Source organism: Streptomyces sp. BK239, from assembly GCF_004217285.1.
Lineage (GTDB): Bacteria > Actinomycetota > Actinomycetes > Streptomycetales > Streptomycetaceae > Streptomyces.
Genome location: NZ_SHKS01000009.1, coordinates 204,291 through 221,592, shown reverse-complemented (window position 1 = coordinate 221,592; position 17,302 = coordinate 204,291). Strand labels below are relative to the sequence as shown.

The 17,302-nt window shown below is 69.7% G+C and carries 14 protein-coding genes; 11 read left to right on the top strand and 3 right to left on the bottom strand.

Translation table 11 applies throughout. The annotated features are described in order from the left end of the window. Positions 1-7: 7 nt before the first annotated feature. Positions 8-826, bottom strand: a complete 819-nt coding sequence (locus EV567_RS25080; protein WP_130443867.1) for a hypothetical protein — start codon at positions 824-826, stop codon at positions 8-10. A gap of 84 nt (positions 827-910) precedes the next feature. Continuing rightward, the gene (locus EV567_RS25075) at positions 911-1,198 is read right to left on the bottom strand and encodes a hypothetical protein (protein ID WP_130443865.1); all 288 of its coding nucleotides are present in this window, start codon (positions 1,196-1,198) and stop codon (positions 911-913) included. Positions 1,199-1,527: 329 nt separating this feature from the next. On the opposite strand from EV567_RS25075, the gene EV567_RS25070 reads away from it, so the two are divergent. The 7 genes from EV567_RS25070 (at position 1,528) to EV567_RS25040 (ending at position 12,380) form a co-directional block, all read left to right on the top strand. Beyond that, positions 1,528-3,657, top strand: coding sequence for an ABC transporter family substrate-binding protein (locus EV567_RS25070; RefSeq protein WP_130443863.1), 2,130 nt, complete (start codon positions 1,528-1,530; stop codon positions 3,655-3,657). 138 nt (positions 3,658-3,795) lie between these two features. Beyond that, positions 3,796-5,712, top strand: a complete 1,917-nt coding sequence (gene typA, locus EV567_RS25065) for a translational GTPase TypA (RefSeq protein WP_130443861.1) — start codon at positions 3,796-3,798, stop codon at positions 5,710-5,712. A 437-nt stretch (positions 5,713-6,149) separates the two neighbouring features. Beyond that, positions 6,150-7,187, top strand: a complete 1,038-nt coding sequence (locus tag EV567_RS25060) for an ABC transporter permease (protein WP_130443859.1) — start codon at positions 6,150-6,152, stop codon at positions 7,185-7,187. Positions 7,188-7,295: 108 nt separating this feature from the next. Continuing rightward, positions 7,296-9,104, top strand: coding sequence for an ABC transporter substrate-binding protein (locus EV567_RS25055; protein WP_130443857.1), 1,809 nt, complete (start codon positions 7,296-7,298; stop codon positions 9,102-9,104). 95 nt (positions 9,105-9,199) lie between these two features. Next, complete coding sequence (locus EV567_RS25050; RefSeq protein ID WP_130443855.1) at positions 9,200-10,180, top strand: ABC transporter permease; 981 nt, start codon at positions 9,200-9,202, stop codon at positions 10,178-10,180. Between the two features lie 9 nt (positions 10,181-10,189). Next, complete coding sequence (locus EV567_RS25045; protein ID WP_130443853.1) at positions 10,190-11,251, top strand: ABC transporter ATP-binding protein; 1,062 nt, start codon at positions 10,190-10,192, stop codon at positions 11,249-11,251. A 13-nt stretch (positions 11,252-11,264) separates the two neighbouring features. After that, the gene (locus tag EV567_RS25040) at positions 11,265-12,380 is read left to right on the top strand and encodes an ABC transporter ATP-binding protein (RefSeq protein WP_130443852.1); all 1,116 of its coding nucleotides are present in this window, start codon (positions 11,265-11,267) and stop codon (positions 12,378-12,380) included. A 613-nt stretch (positions 12,381-12,993) separates the two neighbouring features. Here the strand turns inward: EV567_RS25040 and EV567_RS25035 are convergent. Continuing rightward, on the bottom strand, positions 12,994-15,195 hold the full coding sequence (locus EV567_RS25035; RefSeq protein ID WP_130443851.1) for a prolyl oligopeptidase family serine peptidase: 2,202 nt from the start codon (positions 15,193-15,195) through the stop codon (positions 12,994-12,996). 176 nt (positions 15,196-15,371) lie between these two features. Between EV567_RS25035 and EV567_RS25030 the strand changes: the two genes are divergently transcribed. The 4 genes from EV567_RS25030 (at position 15,372) to EV567_RS25015 (ending at position 17,208) form a co-directional block, all read left to right on the top strand. Then, positions 15,372-15,566 (top strand): hypothetical protein, encoded by a 195-nt coding sequence (locus EV567_RS25030; RefSeq protein ID WP_030783885.1) that lies wholly within the window; start codon positions 15,372-15,374, stop codon positions 15,564-15,566. Between the two features lie 61 nt (positions 15,567-15,627). Beyond that, positions 15,628-15,918 (top strand): WD40 repeat domain-containing protein, encoded by a 291-nt coding sequence (locus EV567_RS28635; RefSeq protein ID WP_407071620.1) that lies wholly within the window; start codon positions 15,628-15,630, stop codon positions 15,916-15,918. 10 nt (positions 15,919-15,928) lie between these two features. Beyond that, positions 15,929-16,798: an N-acetyl-1-D-myo-inositol-2-amino-2-deoxy-alpha-D-glucopyranoside deacetylase gene (gene mshB / locus EV567_RS25020; protein WP_130443849.1), complete on the top strand. Its 870-nt coding sequence runs from the start codon at positions 15,929-15,931 to the stop codon at positions 16,796-16,798. Further along, positions 16,798-17,208 carry a DUF6113 family protein gene (locus EV567_RS25015; RefSeq protein WP_130443848.1) on the top strand — a complete coding sequence of 137 codons (411 nt, stop codon included), beginning with the start codon at positions 16,798-16,800 and terminating at the stop codon, positions 17,206-17,208. The genes mshB and EV567_RS25015 overlap by 1 nt, the downstream gene beginning before the upstream one ends. The last annotated feature ends 94 nt before the right edge of the window (positions 17,209-17,302 follow it).

Below are 17,302 nucleotides of genomic sequence, written 5' to 3'. Positions count from 1 at the left end.
CACTCGTCTAGAAGAAGCGCGGATCGGCGAAGGCGCCCGAGGCGACCAGGTACACGTAGAAGTCGGCGAGCGCGACGCTGACCAGCGACGCCCAGGCCAGCTGCATGTGGCGGGCGTTCAGCCTCCCCGCCCACTGCCACAGCTGGTAGCGCACGGGATGCCTGGAGAAGTGCCTGAGCTTGCCGCCCACGATGTGCCGGCAGGAGTGGCAGGAGAGCGTGTACGCCCAGATCAGCACGATGTTGACCAGGAAGACGAGGGTGCCCAGGCCCATGTGGCCCCACGCGTAGTGCTCGTCGCGGAAGGCGAGCACGGTGTCGTAGGTGAGGATGCCCGCGACGGGGAGCGCCGCGTAGAAGAAGTAGCGGTGGACGTTCTGCAGGATCAGCGGGAAGCGGGTCTCGCCGGTGTACCGGCGGTGCGGTTCGGCGACCGCGCAGGCCGGCGGGGAGGCCCAGAAGCCCCGGTAGTACGCCTTGCGGTAGTAGTAGCAGGTCAGCCGGAAGCCCAGCGGGAAGATCAGGATGATGATCGCGGGCGAGACGCCCCACCAGCTTCCGAAGATCTCCCAGTTCGGGCCCGCGTGCATCGGCTCACAGCGCTCGGCCAGACAGGGCGAGTAGAACGGCGAGACGTACGGCGCCGCGTAGTAGTGGGCGTCGGAGAAGGCCCGCCAGGTCGAGTACACGATGAAGGCGAACAGCCCGGCGGCGGTGACGGCGGGGGCCAGCCACCAGCGGTCGGTGCGCAGATGGGGGGCGGTGATGGCGGCGCGCGTCGGGGTGCGCACACCGCTCGGGGGGCGGGGTTCCGTGCCTGTGGCCAACGTAAGGACGCACCTTTCGGGGATCGGTTCGTCTCCGGAGCGCGGCAGCCGGCGTCGGGCCCGGAACGGCCCCGCCGGGTCGGATCAGGGCGCGTGCCGGCGCGCGCCGAAGCCCTCGTCGTCGGTGTCCACCCACAGGCTGTCGTCGTAGGGGGTGTCGGAGATGGTGACCAGCGGGGGCCTGTCCGCCGCGGCGGGCGACGCGGCCGCCGCGCGCAGCAGGGCGACGCTCTCCCGCAGATGGTCGGCGTCGGCGCGGACGCGGCGCATCTCCAGCCCGCCGCTGCCGAGCTGCTGCTCCAGACGGCCCACCGAGCGGGACAGGTCGTCGAGGCAGCGCTGTACCGATGTCAGATCGTCGTGCACGGACATGACGTGACCTCACTTCCGCGGGCCCGCGGGCCCTGGACGGCGACGCTCATGCGCCAGCGAGTGTTGCGCGTCACACGGGTGATGTGAAGGCGTGTGCGGCGATTGGCGGATTGTGCGCCTCGCCGCACGCCCGTACGCGCTCTGTGTGCGCCGGGAGCGCGCCTTGCTCCGCACGGGTGGGCTTGCGCCCCCGCGCCGCCGTGTCGTCCCCGGCTGAGGAAGCCTTTCCTCTTCAGTGGGCCGTAGATCTGATCAACTCCAAAATACCGCCGAATGTGAACATAACGCACGCGTGTCACGGGCGGCAGCGGCTCCCGGAGGTACCGGATATGTCCTATGACGGCGTCGGCCCCCGCGCGGTCATGCGCTCGGTCGCCTTCCTCACCGCGGGCGTCCTCGCGGTCACCACGCTGACCGCCTGCGGCTCCGAGGACCCGGCCGGAAAGCCGCTCGCCGCGCAGGACATCGCCGCGGCCGCCCGCTCCAAGGTCGCCGACGGCGGCACACTGCGCTGGGCGGTCGACACCGTGCCGGAGACCTTCAACGCCTTCCAGGCGGACGCCGACGCCACCACCTCCCGGGTCGCCCAGGCCGTCCTGCCGTCGATGTTCCGGCTCGACGCCGACGGACGGCCGCGGCTGAACACCGACTACCTGGAGTCCGCCGAGGTCGTCGACACCGAGCCCAGACAGGTCGTCCTCTACCGGCTCGCCCAGCAGGCCGTGTGGAGCGACGGCCGGGAGATCGGCGCCGCCGACTTCGCCGCCCAGTGGCGCGCCCTGTCCGGGAAGGACAGCGCCTACTGGACCGCCCGCAACGCCGGCTACGACCGGATCGAGAAGGTCGAACGCGGCAAGAACGACCTGGAGGTCAGGGTCACCTTCAGCCGCGCCTACGCCGACTGGCGCTCGCTGTTCACCCCGCTCTACCCGAAGGACGTCATGGGCACCCCCGACTCCTTCAACGACGGGGCGCGCGGCAAGCTCAAGGTGACCGCCGGGCCCTTCGGCATCGAGCAGGTGGACCGCCCCGGCGGCCGCATCCTGCTGACCCGCAACCCGCGCTGGTGGGGCGAGCCCGCGAAGCTCTCCGAGATCGCGCTGACGGCCGTGCCGCGCGAGCGGCGCGCCGACGCCCTCGCCGCCGGCTCCGTCGACCTCGCCGAGATCGACCCGGCCGCCGCCCGCCGCGTCGACGAGGCCGCCCGGGGCGCGGCGGGACCGCTGACCACCACCGGCTCGGGACGCACCGCGGCGAAGGCGCCGAACCCCCCGGCACGGGGCGACGCGGCGGACGCGACGCTGGGCGAGTACGAGGTGCGCAAGTCGCTGGAGCCCGCCTACACCCAGCTCGCCCTGAACGGCGCCGACGGCCCGCTCGCCGACGAACGGGTGCGCCGAGCGGTGGCCCGGGCGCTGGACCGGGCGGATCTGGCGAAGGCGGTCCTCGACCCGCTGGGCCTGCCCGCCGTGCCCGTCGGCAGCCACCTCGCGCTGTCCGGGCAGGAGGCGTACGCCGACGGCAGCGGCGCCCTCGGCGGGCAGGACGCCAAGGAGGCGCGGGCCCTGCTCGCGGACGCCGGCTGGGTGCCGGGCGGCCCGGTGAAGGAGGAGAAGAAGGCCGAGAAGGCGGCCGGCTCCGAGGGCGGCAAGGCCGGCGCGCGCTCCTCGCAGAAGGAGTCCGCGGGCGGCGACGACGGCACGTACATCGTCGGCGAGGACGACAAGGCGGGCCGGGAACAGGGGCAGGGGCACCTGCGCGGCACCGCGGCCGGCGAGGAGGGCGGACGGCAGCTCGCCCAGGACGGCAAGCAGTACGTCAACAAGCACGGCGCGCCCGGCGCGTACGCCCCCCGGGGCACGGCCGCCCCGGCCGGTGCGGCGCACGGCGGCCTGGCCAAGGACGGCAAGGCGCTCACCCTGCGGTTCGTGCTGCCGTCCGGGCCGGGCTCGGCACCCCTGCACACCGTCGCCGGGCGGATCGTGTCCATGCTGGAGAAGGTCGGCATCAGGACCGAGGTCACCAAGGTCGCCGACGACAGCTACTTCAAGGACCACATCGCCTCCGGCCAGTACGACCTCGCCCTGTACTCCTGGCCGGCCTCGGCGTTCCCGGCCACCGACGCCCGGCCGATCTACGCCAAGCCGGTCCCGGCCGCCGACGGGTCGCTCACCGTCGAGCAGAACTACACCCGGGTCGGCACCGACCAGGTGGACCAGCTGTTCGACCAGGCGGTCTCCACCCTCGACGAGGAGGAGCGGCGGTCCCTGATCCGCAAGGCCGACTCCCGGATCTGGGCGGCCGCCGGATCGATTCCCCTCTACCAGCGCCCCCAGCTCACGGCGGTGCGCAAGAACCTCGCCAACGCCGGGGCGTTCGGTTTCCAGACCCCCGTCTACGAGGACATGGGCTTCCTGAAGAAGGGCGCCGCGGGTCCGGCGAACCCGTCGGCGAAGTGACCCCCGTGGCCCTGCGGAGAACGCCCCCCGCCGGGCCACGTACCATGGGGTGAGGCCGTGGCATGTCAAGCCCGGCAGGGCCCGCGTAACACAGACGTACGTGCAGGCCTTCCTCACACTCCGGGAGAACGCCGCTTTATGGCCGTGTCCGCAACACGTCACGACATCCGCAACGTAGCCATCGTCGCCCACGTCGACCACGGCAAGACGACCATCGTCGACGGCATGCTGAAGCAGGCCGGGGCCTTCGCCGCCCACCAGCTCGACTCCGTCGACGACCGCATGATGGACTCGAACGACCTGGAGCGTGAGAAGGGCATCACGATCCTCGCCAAGAACACGGCGGTGAAGTACCACCCCAAGGCCGGCGGGGACCCGATCACGATCAACATCATCGACACCCCCGGCCACGCCGACTTCGGCGGCGAGGTCGAGCGCGGCCTGTCGATGGTCGACGGCGTCGTCCTCCTCGTCGACGCCTCCGAGGGTCCGCTGCCGCAGACCCGCTTCGTGCTGCGCAAGGCGCTGCAGGCCCGGCTGCCGATCATCCTGTGCATCAACAAGACGGACCGTCCGGACGCCCGGATCGACGAGGTCGTCAACGAGACGTACGACCTCTTCCTCGACCTGGACGCGGACGAGGAGCAGATCGAGTTCCCGATCGTCTACGCCTGCGGCCGTGACGGCATCGCCTCGCTGACCAAGCCCGCCGACGGCACCGTCCCGGAGGACTCCACCAGCCTGGAGCCGTTCTTCTCGACGATCCTCCAGCACATCCCCGCCCCCACCTACGAGGAGGGGGCCCCGCTCCAGGCGCACGTCACCAACCTGGACGCCGACAACTTCCTCGGCCGTATCGCGCTGCTGCGCGTCCACCAGGGCGAGCTGAAGAAGGGGCAGACCGTCGCCTGGATGAAGCGCGACGGCTCCGTCACCAACGTGCGCATCTCCGAGCTGATGATGACCGAGGCGCTCACCCGCAAGCCGGCCGAGAAGGCGGGCCCCGGTGACATCTGCGCCGTGGCCGGCATCCCCGACATCATGATCGGCGAGACGCTGGCGGACCCGGAGAACCCGATTCCGCTGCCCCTGATCACGGTGGACGAGCCCGCGATCTCCATGGTCATCGGCACCAACACCTCCCCGCTGGTCGGCCGTGGCGGCACCGGCAAGGGCGCGGACGCCAAGGCGGCCGTCAAGGACCGCAAGGTCACCGCCCGCCAGGTCAAGGACCGCCTCGACCGTGAGCTGATCGGCAACGTCAGCCTCCGCGTCCTGGACACCGAGCGCCCGGACGCCTGGGAGGTGCAGGGCCGCGGTGAGCTGGCGCTGGCCATCCTGGTCGAGCAGATGCGCCGCGAGGGCTTCGAGCTGACCATCGGCAAGCCGCAGGTCGTCACCAAGGACGTCGACGGCAAGGTCTACGAGCCGGTCGAGCGCATGACGGTCGACGTGCCCGAGGAGCACATGGGTGCCGTCACGCAGCTCATGGGCGTCCGCAAGGGCCGGATGGACAACATGTCCAACCACGGCTCGGGCTGGGTCCGCATGGAGTTCGTCGTGCCGTCCCGCGGCCTGATCGGCTTCCGCACCGAGTTCCTCACCCAGACCCGCGGCACCGGCATCGGCCACTCCATCCACGAGGGCCACGAGCCCTGGTTCGGCACGCTTCAGACCCGTAACAACGGCTCCCTGGTCGCCGACCGCTCCGGCGCCGTCACCGCCTTCGCGATGACGAACCTCCAGGAGCGCGGCGTGCTGTTCGTGGAGCCCGGCACCGAGGTGTACGAGGGCATGATCGTCGGCGAGAACTCCCGCGCCGACGACATGGACGTCAACATCACCAAGGAGAAGAAGCTCACCAACATGCGGTCCTCGACGGCCGACGTGGCGGAGTCGATCGTCCCGCCGCGCAAGCTGTCGCTGGAGCAGTCGCTGGAGTTCTGCCGCGACGACGAGTGCGTCGAGGTGACCCCCGAGGCGGTTCGCATCCGCAAGGTCAACCTGGACGCCCGCGAGCGCGCCCGCGCCGCGAGCCGCGCCAAGCACGGCTGACGCCTGACGGCGCCCCGGCGGGCGCCCTCTGCGCATCCCTCGTCGCCCGGCCCGCCCTGTCCGGCGGGCCGGGCCTCAGGCATGCCGCCGGGCAGCCGGCCGACGGGTCGTCCCAAGGGGTGGGCCACGGCGTGTCCGGGTGACGGACCGTCACCCGGTCGGCGCAGTCCGGATACCGGTGAATCAGCGATCGCGTTTCGGACATGTAAACCGAAACCTGTCAGTTAATGTCCGTTTTGACGGTTGTTCATCCTGGCTGTCAAGCGCGCTCAGGTGTCGGTCTGCGCAATTTTTCCTCAAAATATCGGCGGTAGGGAGATCCCTATGTCTTCCGCCCTTGACGCGCGTTGAACACTTTGGCGAAAGTTCCCCCAAACCACAGAACCTGCCGGTATCTGTGCTGCGCTCAACTCTCAACCCCCCGGGGGAAGTACCTCATGACCAGTCCAACCAAGGCCGAGGGCTCCGGTTCCACGGTCGCCTTGGACCCCGAGCTGGTGTCGACCGTCGAGTCCGACAAGCCGCAGGAGCTTGTGGGGCGTTCCCCCGGCCAGCTGATGTGGATCCGCTTCAAGCGGGATCGTGCGGGCGTGCTCTCGGCCTGCATCGTGGCCTTCTTCTTTCTGGTCGGGCTCCTCGCGCCGGTCATCTCCAAGCTGTACGGCAAGGACCCGTACACGGTCTTCGCCGACGAGCGGCCCGAACTCTTCGACAGTGCGGGCGTTCCGCTGCAGCCCAACGGCGGCATCAGTGGCGAGTTCTGGTTCGGACTGGAGCCGGGCAACGGCTACGACGTCTTCACCAAGCTGCTCTACGGCATCCGCAACTCGCTGGGCATCTCCCTGGCGGTGACGATCGCCACCGTGCTCACCGGTATCGTCCTCGGTGTCGCGGCCGGCTACCTCGGCGGTAAGACGGACCAGCTCGTCAGTCGCACGATCGACTTCCTGCTGGCCTTCCCGTCGCAGTTGTTCTTCATCGCGAGCATGCCCGTCGTGGTCTCGCTCTTCGTCGACCCCAGGGACGAGACGCCTGTCTACGTCCGCGTGGTCGCGCTCATCGCGGTCCAGTGGTTCCTGGGGTGGATGAGTCTCGCGCGCATTCTGCGCGGCTCGACTCTGTCCCTGGCGGGTCGTGAGTTCATCGAGGCGGCCAAGGTGAGCGGCGCGCCCCCCTGGCGGATCATCCGCAAGGAGATCCTCCCCAACGTGGTCACGCCGATTCTGGTGCAGTCCACATACATGCTCCCCGCCTTCGTGACGGCCGAAGCCGGCCTGTCGTTCCTCGGCGTGGGCATCGTGGAACCGACGCCCGACTGGGGACAGATGTTCTCCAAGGCGTCGACCGAGCTCGTGATGCAGAACGACATCACATACATGTTCTTCCCGGGTATCTCCATGATCATCTTCATCGTGGCGTTCAACCTGCTCGGGGATTCGGTCCGTGACGCCTTCGACCCCAAGACGGCACGCTGACCGAACGATTGTGGGCATCCTCGCCCTCACCAGCCGGTCGGCATCAGGGCCGACCGGATGGCACTTCTTTCATCGCACATGTGACACAGATGGGTGGGAAACCGAGTGATGGGTAAGGGTGGACGCCACGCGTACGCCGCCATCTCCTTGTTCGCGGCCGGAGCTCTCGTGCTCACCGGCTGCAGCGAGGGCGGCAGCAAGAACGAGGCCGGCGACAAGCAGGGCAAGAAGGACGCCCAGCGGCAGCAGGCGAGCATCGAATTCGGCGACGCCAAGGCCTCGACCGGCCCGGCCGCCGAGGTTCCCGGTGCCAAGCCCGGCGGTACGGTGACGGTCCTTCAGCGGGACAGCTACGCGCACCTCGACCCCGCCCAGATCTACGTGTCCGACGAGGGATCTCTCTCCTCGCTGCTTCACCGCGGTCTGACCGGCTACAAGGCCACGAGCGACGACGGCTCCAAGCACGAGGTCGTGGGCGACCTCGCCACCGACAGCGGTACGACCACCGACGGCGGCAAGACCTGGAAGTTCACGCTGAAGGACGGCGTCAAGTGGGCCGACGGCACCGCCATCACGTCGGCTGACGTCCGCCACACCTTCGAGCGTCAGTTCGCGGCGTTCGTCAGCAACGGCCCGACCTACATCCAGCAGTGGCTCGCCAACACTCCGGGCACGGCGTACCGCAAGCTCCTTCCGGACGGCCCGTACAAGGGCAAGCACCTGCCGGACACCATCCTGCAGACGCCGGACGCGAAGACGGTCGTCTTCAAGTTCAAGGAGCCCAAGCCGGACCTGCCGTACGCGCTGGCCATGGCCGGCTACTCCATCGTGTCGGAGAAGAAGGACACGAAGGAGAAGTACGACAAGGCCCCGATGACGGCCGGTCCGTACAAGATCCAGGACTTCAAGTCCGGCAAGTCGATGACGCTGGTCAAGAACACGAACTGGACGGCGGCCACCGACCCGATCCGTCACCAGTACGTCAACCAGTTCAACTTCGTCTTCAACAAGCAGTACGAGGACTCCACCAAGGCGCTTCTCGACGACGCCGGTGTCAACGCGACCTCGGTCAGCTTCAACAACCAGGTCGACGCCGGCAACCTGTCGAAGGTCCTGCGCGACCCCGCGCTCAAGGGCCGCACCGCCTCCGGCTATCAGCCGTACGTCGGCCAGATGAACATCAACCTCTCGCAGCCCGAGATGCAGGACAAGAAGGTCCGCGAGGCCATCGCCTACGCGCTCCCGATCACGCCGTTCGTGCGGGCCTACGGTGGCAACGACGCCATGGAGGTCGCCGGCGGCCTGATCAGCCCGACCGTCTCCGGCTACAACCCCAGCTTCGACCCGTTCGGCAAGAAGAAGAAGCCGGCCGGTGACCCGGAGAAGGCCAAGGCGCTCCTCAAGGAAGCCGGCAAGGAGGGCCTCAAGCTCACCTTCGGTTACATCAACAGCCCTGAGGGCCAGCAGTACTCGACCGCCATGGCGGCGGGCCTGCAGAAGGCCGGCTTCAACGTCCAGCGCCAGGAGATCCCGGCCGAGACGTACTACGACCAGGTCAGCAAGGTCAAGAACAACTTCGACATCTTCCACACCGCGTGGGGTGCCGACTGGCCGAGCGCCTCGACCGTGATCCCGCCGCTGTACGACGGCCGCGGCATCCAGGACGGCGCCTCCAACTACTCGCACATCAACGACCCCAAGGTCAACGCCGACATCGACCGGATCAACAAGATCACGGACCCGGTGAAGGCCGCCGAGGAGTGGAACAAGGTCAACGAGTACATCGTCAAGGACGTCGTCTCCAACGTCCCGACGGCGTACTACAAGCAGACCCAGATCGCAGGGTCCAAGATCGGCGGTTTCGTGTACGACGACGTTCTCGGCGGCGTCGACCCGCGCCGGCTCTTCGTGAAGTAACACTCCCACCACTCAGGTGCTCGAGGGTGCCCCGTCACATGTGACGGGGCACCCCTGGCCCGCCCTGCCTTCCCACGCCCGAAAGCTGCCTCTTCATGCTGCGCTTCATCCTCCGCCGGTCCCTCGGCGCCGCCGTGATTCTGGTCCTGCTGACCGTGGTCGCGTTCCTGCTCTTCTTCGGCATGCCCCGTGACCCGGCGCTACTGATGTGCGGCAAGACCTGCACCCCGGACGCGCTGGCCAACATCCACGCGACGCTCGGCATCGACAAGTCGATCCCCGAACAGTTCTGGATCTTCCTGCAGGGCCTCGTCATGGGCCGCGACGACTACGCCCAGGGCCCCTGCCCGGCCCCCTGCTTCGGCTACTCGTACCACACGAACGAAGCCGTCTGGTCGACCCTTCTCGACCGTCTGCCGACCACCATCTCGCTCGCCATCGGCGGTGCGATCCTCTTCCTCACCGTGGGTCTCGGCACGGGCATGCTGGCCGCCTGGAAGCGCGGCACGGTCGTCGACAAGGTGTTCACCGCCGGCTCGATGGTCCTCAGCTCCATGCAGATCTACTTCCTCGGCCCGCTCGCGCTCGCGCTCCTCGTCTACCAGATGCACGTGTTCGACGAGCCCAAGTACACGGACTTCAGCGCGAATCCCGCCGCCTGGTTCACCGGGCTGATCATCCCCTGGGCAGTGCTGTCGACCATTTTCGCCGCGCAGTACACTCGTATGGCACGCTCGTCGATGATCGAGCAGCTCCAGGAAGAACACGTACGGACGGCCCGCGCCAAGGGCATGTCCCGCCGCTACGTCTTCTTCCGCTACGCCTGGCGTGGTTCCCTGATCCCGATCGTGACGATCTTCGGCATCGACCTGGGCGCGCTGCTGGGCGGCGCGATCATCACCGAGTACACCTTCGGGCTGCCGGGGCTCGGCATGTTGGCGGTGGAGTCGGTGAGGTTCAGCGACCTGCCCCTGCTGCTCGGCGTGATGCTGTTCTCGGCCGCCATGATCCTTCTCTTCAACATCATCGTCGATGCCTGCTACGCCTTCATCGACCCGCGCGTACGGCTGTCCTAGGAGCCTTCTGTGACCACTCTGACCAAGGAATCGGGAGCTCCCACCTCGGCTGACACCGACGCCTTCCTGTCGGTGCGCGATCTGCGCGTCCAGTTCAAGACGGAAGACGGCATCGTCAAGGCTGTCGACGGGCTCACATTCGACCTGGAGCGGGGGAAGACGCTCGGTATCGTCGGCGAGTCGGGCTCCGGCAAGTCGGTCACCAACCTGACCATCCTCGGCTTGCACAACCCGCAGTTCTCGACGATCGACGGCGAGATCCTTCTTGACGGCAAGGAGCTGATCACCGCCCGCGAGAGCGAGCTGGAGAAGCTCCGCGGCAACAAGATGGCGATGATCTTCCAGGACCCGCTGACCGCCCTGTCGCCGTACTACACGGTGGGCCGGCAGCTGTCCGAGCCGTACATCAAGCACACCGGCGCCTCCAAGAAGGAGGCGAAGGACCGGGCCGTCCAGATGCTGGAGAAGGTCGGCATCCCGCAGCCCAAGGCGCGCTTCGACGACTACCCGCACCAGTTCTCCGGCGGTATGCGCCAGCGCGCGATGATCGCCATGGCGCTGATGTGCGACCCCGACCTGCTGATCGCCGACGAGCCGACCACCGCACTGGACGTGACCGTGCAGGCCCAGATCCTGGACCTGCTCAAGGACCTCCAGCAGGAGTTCGGCACCGCGATCATCTTCATCACGCACGACCTCGGCGTCATCTCCAACATGGCCGACGACCTGCTGGTGATGTACGCCGGCCGGGCTGTGGAACGCGGCTCCGTCAAGGAGGTGCTGCACACCCCGAAGCACCCCTACACCTGGGGACTGCTCAGCTCGATGCCGCGCCTCGACAGCGACATCCACCAGGCGCTCACCCCGATCCCCGGCTCCCCGCCGTCGCTTCTCACCCCGCCCTCCGGTTGCCCGTTCCACCCGCGCTGCGCCTTCAAGAGCGAGGTGCCCGGGACCGCCTGCACCGACGAGCGGCCGCCGCTCGCCGAAGGCCGGGCCGCCGCATGCCATCTGACGGCCGAGCAGCGGCAGACCATCTTCATCGATCAGATCCAGCCCCGGCTGCGCTAGGGAGAACCGAGACATGAGCGACAGCGTCACCCTCCCCGCAAAGCAGGGCACTACCGCCACCGCCGCGGAGCCCCTCCTGGAAGTGCAGGGGCTCACCAAGCACTTCCCGATCCTCGGCGGCTTCCCGATCAAACGGAAGATCGGTGCCGTCCAGGCCGTGGACGGCGTCGACCTGAGCGTCGGCGTAGGCGAGAGCGTCGGCCTCGTCGGCGAGTCGGGCTGCGGCAAGTCGACCACCGGGCGGCTCATCACCCGCCTCCTGGAACCGACCAGCGGGAAGATCACCTACAAGGGCCAGGACATCACCCACGCCTCGCGCAAGCAGCTGGCGCCGGTGCGGTCCGAGATCCAGATGATCTTCCAGGACCCTTACTCCTCGCTGAACCCGCGGCAGACCGTCGGCACCATCATCAAGTCGCCGATGGAGGTCAACGGGATCGACCCAGTGGGGGGCCGCGAGAACAAGGTCCGGGAGCTGCTGGAGCTGGTCGGCCTCAACCCCGAGCACTACAACCGCTTCCCGCACGAGTTCTCCGGCGGTCAGCGCCAGCGCATCGGCGTGGCCCGCGCGCTCGCCCTGAACCCCAAGCTGATCGTGGCGGACGAGCCCGTCTCCGCGCTGGACGTGTCGATCCAGGCCCAGGTCGTCAACCTTCTGCAGAAGGTGCAGGACGAACTGGGTATCGCCTTCCTCTTCATCGCTCACGACCTCGCCATCGTGCGGCACTTCTCGCAGCGCGTCGCAGTGATGTACCTGGGCAAGGTGGTCGAGGTCGGCGACCGGGACTCGATCTACGGACGACCCCGTCATCCGTACACCCACGCCCTGCTGTCGGCGGTCCCCGAAGTCGAGATCCACGACGAGGCCGGGGCCAAGGAACGGATCCGGTTGTCCGGTGACGTCCCGTCGCCCATCTCGCCGCCGTCCGGCTGCCGGTTCCGCACCCGGTGCTGGAAGGCGCAGGAAAAGTGCGCGACCGAGGAGCCGCCGCTGGTCCAGCTCTCCGGCAACCGTGAGGGCCATCTGACGGCCTGCCACTTCCCGGAGGAGCCGACCACCGAGGCCCGCGCCGAGGACATAGTGCTGGACCCGGCGCTGTCGGCGCTGGAGGATGCCACGGAGGGGTAGTCCCCGAGGCACCTCGGCGCACGTGCCGCTGCGGCCACGGCCGTAGTCCGCACCGTGATCACACGGAATCAGCCAGGTTGTACATCCCCTCATGGGTGTGCAACCGGGCTGCGCGCTGTGCGGCACCGACCTTGGCGCTCACGCGCGGATGCCTCAACGGCCCGCAGCGCCGTAGGGCGTGTCGCGAAAGTCCGCCTGCCGCCGGCCGACGGACGGCACCGGGGCGTCGTCCGGACCGCGCACCGCCTCGGCAGTCTCACGGCCGGGATGCCGGCGACGTCGGCTCGGGCTCGTCAACTGCCGCATCCGGGCGGTGGTGTCAGGCCTCTGCGGGCCTCCCGCGGTGTTCAGGCGCTTCCCCTGAGCCACCCCGACGGCACCCTGTCCGCCCCAGCCGTCGCACAGCCTGCGCAGTGCTCTTAAGGACGCGGTGGTCCGCGCACTCACCGGTGTGCGGGCCGAAGGGGTCGGCCGCCTCCCGGGCGCAGCGCGGTGTGTTTGCACTGCAACTGCGTTAACAAGCAGGCAACTTGGCTGACGTCGTCCCGATATACGGACGCGTCAGGCTGAACGGCGTACGGCCGTGCGGGTGCCGTAAGCGGGCCGGGGAGCGTCATGCGCCCCGGCCCGCCGCCGTGCTCCAGGACAGCCCCAGCGAGCGCTTGAGGAAGTCCACCTGGAGCAGGAGCAGGTTCTCGGCGACCTGCTCCTGCGGGGTCATGTGGGTGACACCCGACAGCGGGAGCACCTCGTGCGGGCGGCCGGCGGCCAGCAGGGCCGAGGACAGCCGCAGGGCGTGCGCGACGACCACGTTGTCGTCGGCGAGGCCGTGCACGATCATCAGCGGGCGGTGCGGCTCGGCGGGCGAGGAGAGCCCCTCGTCGGTCACGAGGGAGCTCTCGGCGTACGTCCGCGCCGCCGTGGCCGGGTCGCCGAGGTAGCGCTCGGTGTAGTGGGTGTCGTACAGCCGCCAGTCGGTGACCGGCGCGCCCGCGATGCCCGCGTGGAAGACGTCGGGGCGGCGCAGCACCGCCAGGCCGGCCAGCCAGCCGCCGAAGGACCAGCCGCGGATCGCCACCCGGGACAGGTCCAGCGGGTACCGCTTCGCGAGGTCCTGGAGCGCCTCGATCTGGTCGTCGAGGGCGACGGTGAAGTCCTGGTGGATCGCCTTCTCCCAGCCCGGGGAGCGGCCGGGCGTGCCGCGTCCGTCCGCGACGACCACCGCGAAGCCCTGGTCGGCGAACCACTGCGAGGTCAGGTGCGCGTTGTGCGCGGCGAGCACCCGGGGACCGTGCGGGCCGCCGTAGGGGTCCAGGAGGACGGGGAGCGGGGGAGCGGAGGCGGGCGAGACGTCACCGGGGTAGTCCGTCGGCATAACCACGGCGCACGGGATGCGCCGTGCGCCCCCCTCGGTGAGGAACACGCGGGGGGACAGGCCGGGATCCTCCGCGAACGACCGGATAGTGACGCCCGAACCCGCACCCGCGGCCGTCTGCGCCCCCCTGTCCCTCCGGCCGCCCTCGCGCAGCACCCGCGCCTGACTCCCCGGCCGGTCGGGCGTCGCCGACACCAGTACGGTCACGCCCCCGGCGCGCACCGCCGAGTGCACACCCGGTTCCCCCGAAAGCCGCTCGACGCCCAGTTCGTTGACGCGATAGACGTGCACCTCGCCGGTCTCCGGGTGTTCCGCGGCCTCCCCGGCCGACGCCGCCACCAGGACGTCCTCGGCCGTCACGTCCAGCACCGCTCGCACATGCAACTGCGCCCCCGTCAGCGGCCGCCCGCCCACCGAGAGCACCCGCGCGCCGCCCTCGTCGGCGATCCGCACCAGATGCCCGGAGGGGCTCCAGCACGGCACCCCGGGGAAAAGATCCAGCCAAATCGGATCTTCGTCGGCATGCACCATACGTGTGGCCCCGGAGTCGGTGTCCACCGCCAGGAACAGCTGACTGCGCTGGTCGCGCGCCTGTACGAGCAGCAGCGGCGCTCCCGCCGCTGACCAGTGCACTCGCGCCAGGTACGGATAGCGCGCCCGGTCCCAGCGGACCTCCGTGCGCACCCCGTCGAGGCCGAGGACGAACAGGCGTACCTCCGCGTTGGCCGTCCCGGCAGCCGGATACGGCACGTGGTGTGGGTCACGTTTCGGCTGCGCCGGATCCGAGATCCACCACCGCTCCACCGGCGCGTCGTCGACCCTCGCCACCAGCAGCCGGTCCGACTCGGGAGCCCACCAGAAACCCCGCGAACGCCCCATCTCCTCGGCCGCGATGAACTCGGCCAATCCATAGGAAACCGACTCCGACTCCGGCTCGGCCAGCGCCCGGTCGTCCTCGCCCTCGGCGCCCACCACCCGCAGCGAGCCACCCGCGACATACGCCACGAGCCGGCCGTCCGGCGAGGGGCGGGGGTCGATCACCGGCCCCGCGACCGGCAGTTCACGCGCCGTGCCGGCCCGCAGCTCAGCCGTGAACAGCCGCCCTGACAAGGCGAAAGACGCCAACTCCACGGCGTCGTCGGTGGCATAGGCGACGATGCCCGCCCCGCCCTCGCGGCTGCGCTCACGCCGCGCCCGCTCCTGCGGGGAGAGATCCTCCGAGGCCCCTCCCAGCAGGGCGCGCGGATCCGCCGCCACGCGCTCCCCGGCGTCGACGGGGTCGAGCACCCACAGCGCGTTCGCCCGGTCCGTGCCGGAGGCCGAGCGGAGGAACACGACACGGGAGCCGTCGGGGGCCACCGTGAAAGACCGCGGCGCGCCGAGCGTGAACCGCTGGGTGCGGGCGTGCCGTCGGGGAAAGGAGTCGGACTCGGTCGTCATGCCCCGACCATATTGGCCATGCGCCCCCTTGTGCGGCTGTGCGCCGAGAGATGCGCGCGCACCCGAAGTTATGATCACTGGCGCTACGTGGGTATGAACCTGCTGGCAGTTGTATGGATTTACAAGTTCCCTAGCCCTGTTCCCCCACGTACCCGGGTTCTTGGAGGTGAGCCGCCGTGGCACTCTCGATTTCGGCGGTGGTGCTGCTGGCGATCATCGTCTTCTTGTTGATCAAGAAGTCAGGCCTGAAGGGCGGTCACGCGGTTGTCTGCATCCTGCTCGGCTTCTACCTCGCCTCCTCGACGATGGCGGGGACGATCAACGACCTGACGACGAGCGTGGCCAGCATGATCGGCAGCATCAAGTTCTGACACGCGCGTCGATTCCCGGGCTCCGTCGGACGCGTGACCGGAGCCCGGCCCGGCGTCCACGGTGTGCGCCTTCCCCGGATCCGGATCCGTAAGCCGGACGGATCCGGAGCAGGCGGGCCCCGGCGAGTCATGCGCATTGTCGACAGGACGCGCCAAGGTGCTTGCGGTGCGTCGCGGCCACCCCGACATCGTGTGGGGCGTCGCCTGGTCACCGTGCGGGACCCTGCTCGCCACCCGCTCCAGCGACGGGACCGGCACGGTGTGGGACCTGCGTGTCGTCGGCCCGTGTGCTCGACGACGAGCGGTGACGGCGGGGCGGGCGGGTGACCGACGGGCGGGCGTCGCCTCGTAGGGTTGGCTCCATGACCGAACTGCCCGCGCGGCGTCTGCTGCTCGTCCACGCGCATCCCGACGACGAGTCGATCAACAACGGGGCCACCATGGCCCGGTACGCGGCCGAGGGCGCGCAAGTGACCCTGGTCACCTGCACCCTCGGTGAGCGCGGTGAGGTCATCCCGCCCGGGCTGCGGCATCTCGCGGGCGCCGCCCTGGGCGCGCACCGGCGGCGTGAGCTCGCCGACGCCGCTGCCGCCCTCGGCGTCACCGACGTCCGGCTGCTCGGCGGCACCGGCCGCTACGCCGACTCCGGGATGATGGGCCTGGCCGACAACGACGACCCCGCCTGCTTCTGGCAGGCCGACGTCGACGCCGCCGCCGCGGCCCTCGCCGAGGTCGTCCTCGACGTGCGCCCCCAGGTCGTCGTCAGCTACGACGACGAGGGCGGCTACGGCCACCCCGACCACATCCAGGCCCACCGCGTCGCCATGCGGGCCGTCGAGCTGGCCCGGGACGCCGGCTGGAGCGTCCCCAAGGTCTACTGGAACCGCGTCCCGCGTTCCGTCGCCGAGGCCGCCTTCGAGCGCCTCCGCGAGCGGCTGCCCGGCCTGCCCTTCGCCAAGAGCGCCGCCGTCTCCGACGTGCCCGGCGTGGTCGACGACTCGCTGGTCACCACCGAGATCGACGGCACCGCCCACGCCGCCGCCAAGGCCGCCGCGATGCGTGCGCACGCCACCCAGATCGAGGTCGCCCCCGACGACAGCTCCTTCGTCCTCTCCAACGAACTCGCACAACCCCTCTTCACCACCGAGTACTACCAACTCGTGCGCGGGGAACGGGCGCAGGGCGCCGGCCGGGAGGACGACCTGTTCGCCGGCGTCGAGGCGGAGGCGTGATGACGTACCACGGCTCCCCGCTCGCCCAGCCGCTCAAGCGCCCCTCCGCCGGACGCGTGGCCGCCTGCCTGGGCCTCTTCCTGCTCGGCGCGGTCACCGGCCTGGCCGGGGCCCTCGTCCAGGCCGGCTGGTTCCCCGGCGGGCTGCTGCTGGCGCTAGTCGGCGCGGCCGGCCTCTTCGTCGGCGGGGCCCGCGCCCTCGGCGGCCGCGCCGGGGCCGTCGCGCCCGCCGCGGGCTGGATGATCTCCGTCGTGCTGCTCACATCGGGCCGGCCCGAGGGGGACTTCCTCTTCGCCGCGGGAAGCGGCTCCTATCTCTTCCTGCTCGGCGGCATGGCCCTCGCTGTGATCTGCGCCACCCTTGTCTCGGGGCGGCAACCGGTCGGCGACGACGCCCGACTTGGCAAGTGACGTACCACTTCTCCCCGGCGTGACGGTGGGAGTCCCGTGGGGGTTTCCCCGGCGGTCGTGGGATACAGGCCAGAAGTGGCCAGTATGGTGGTGC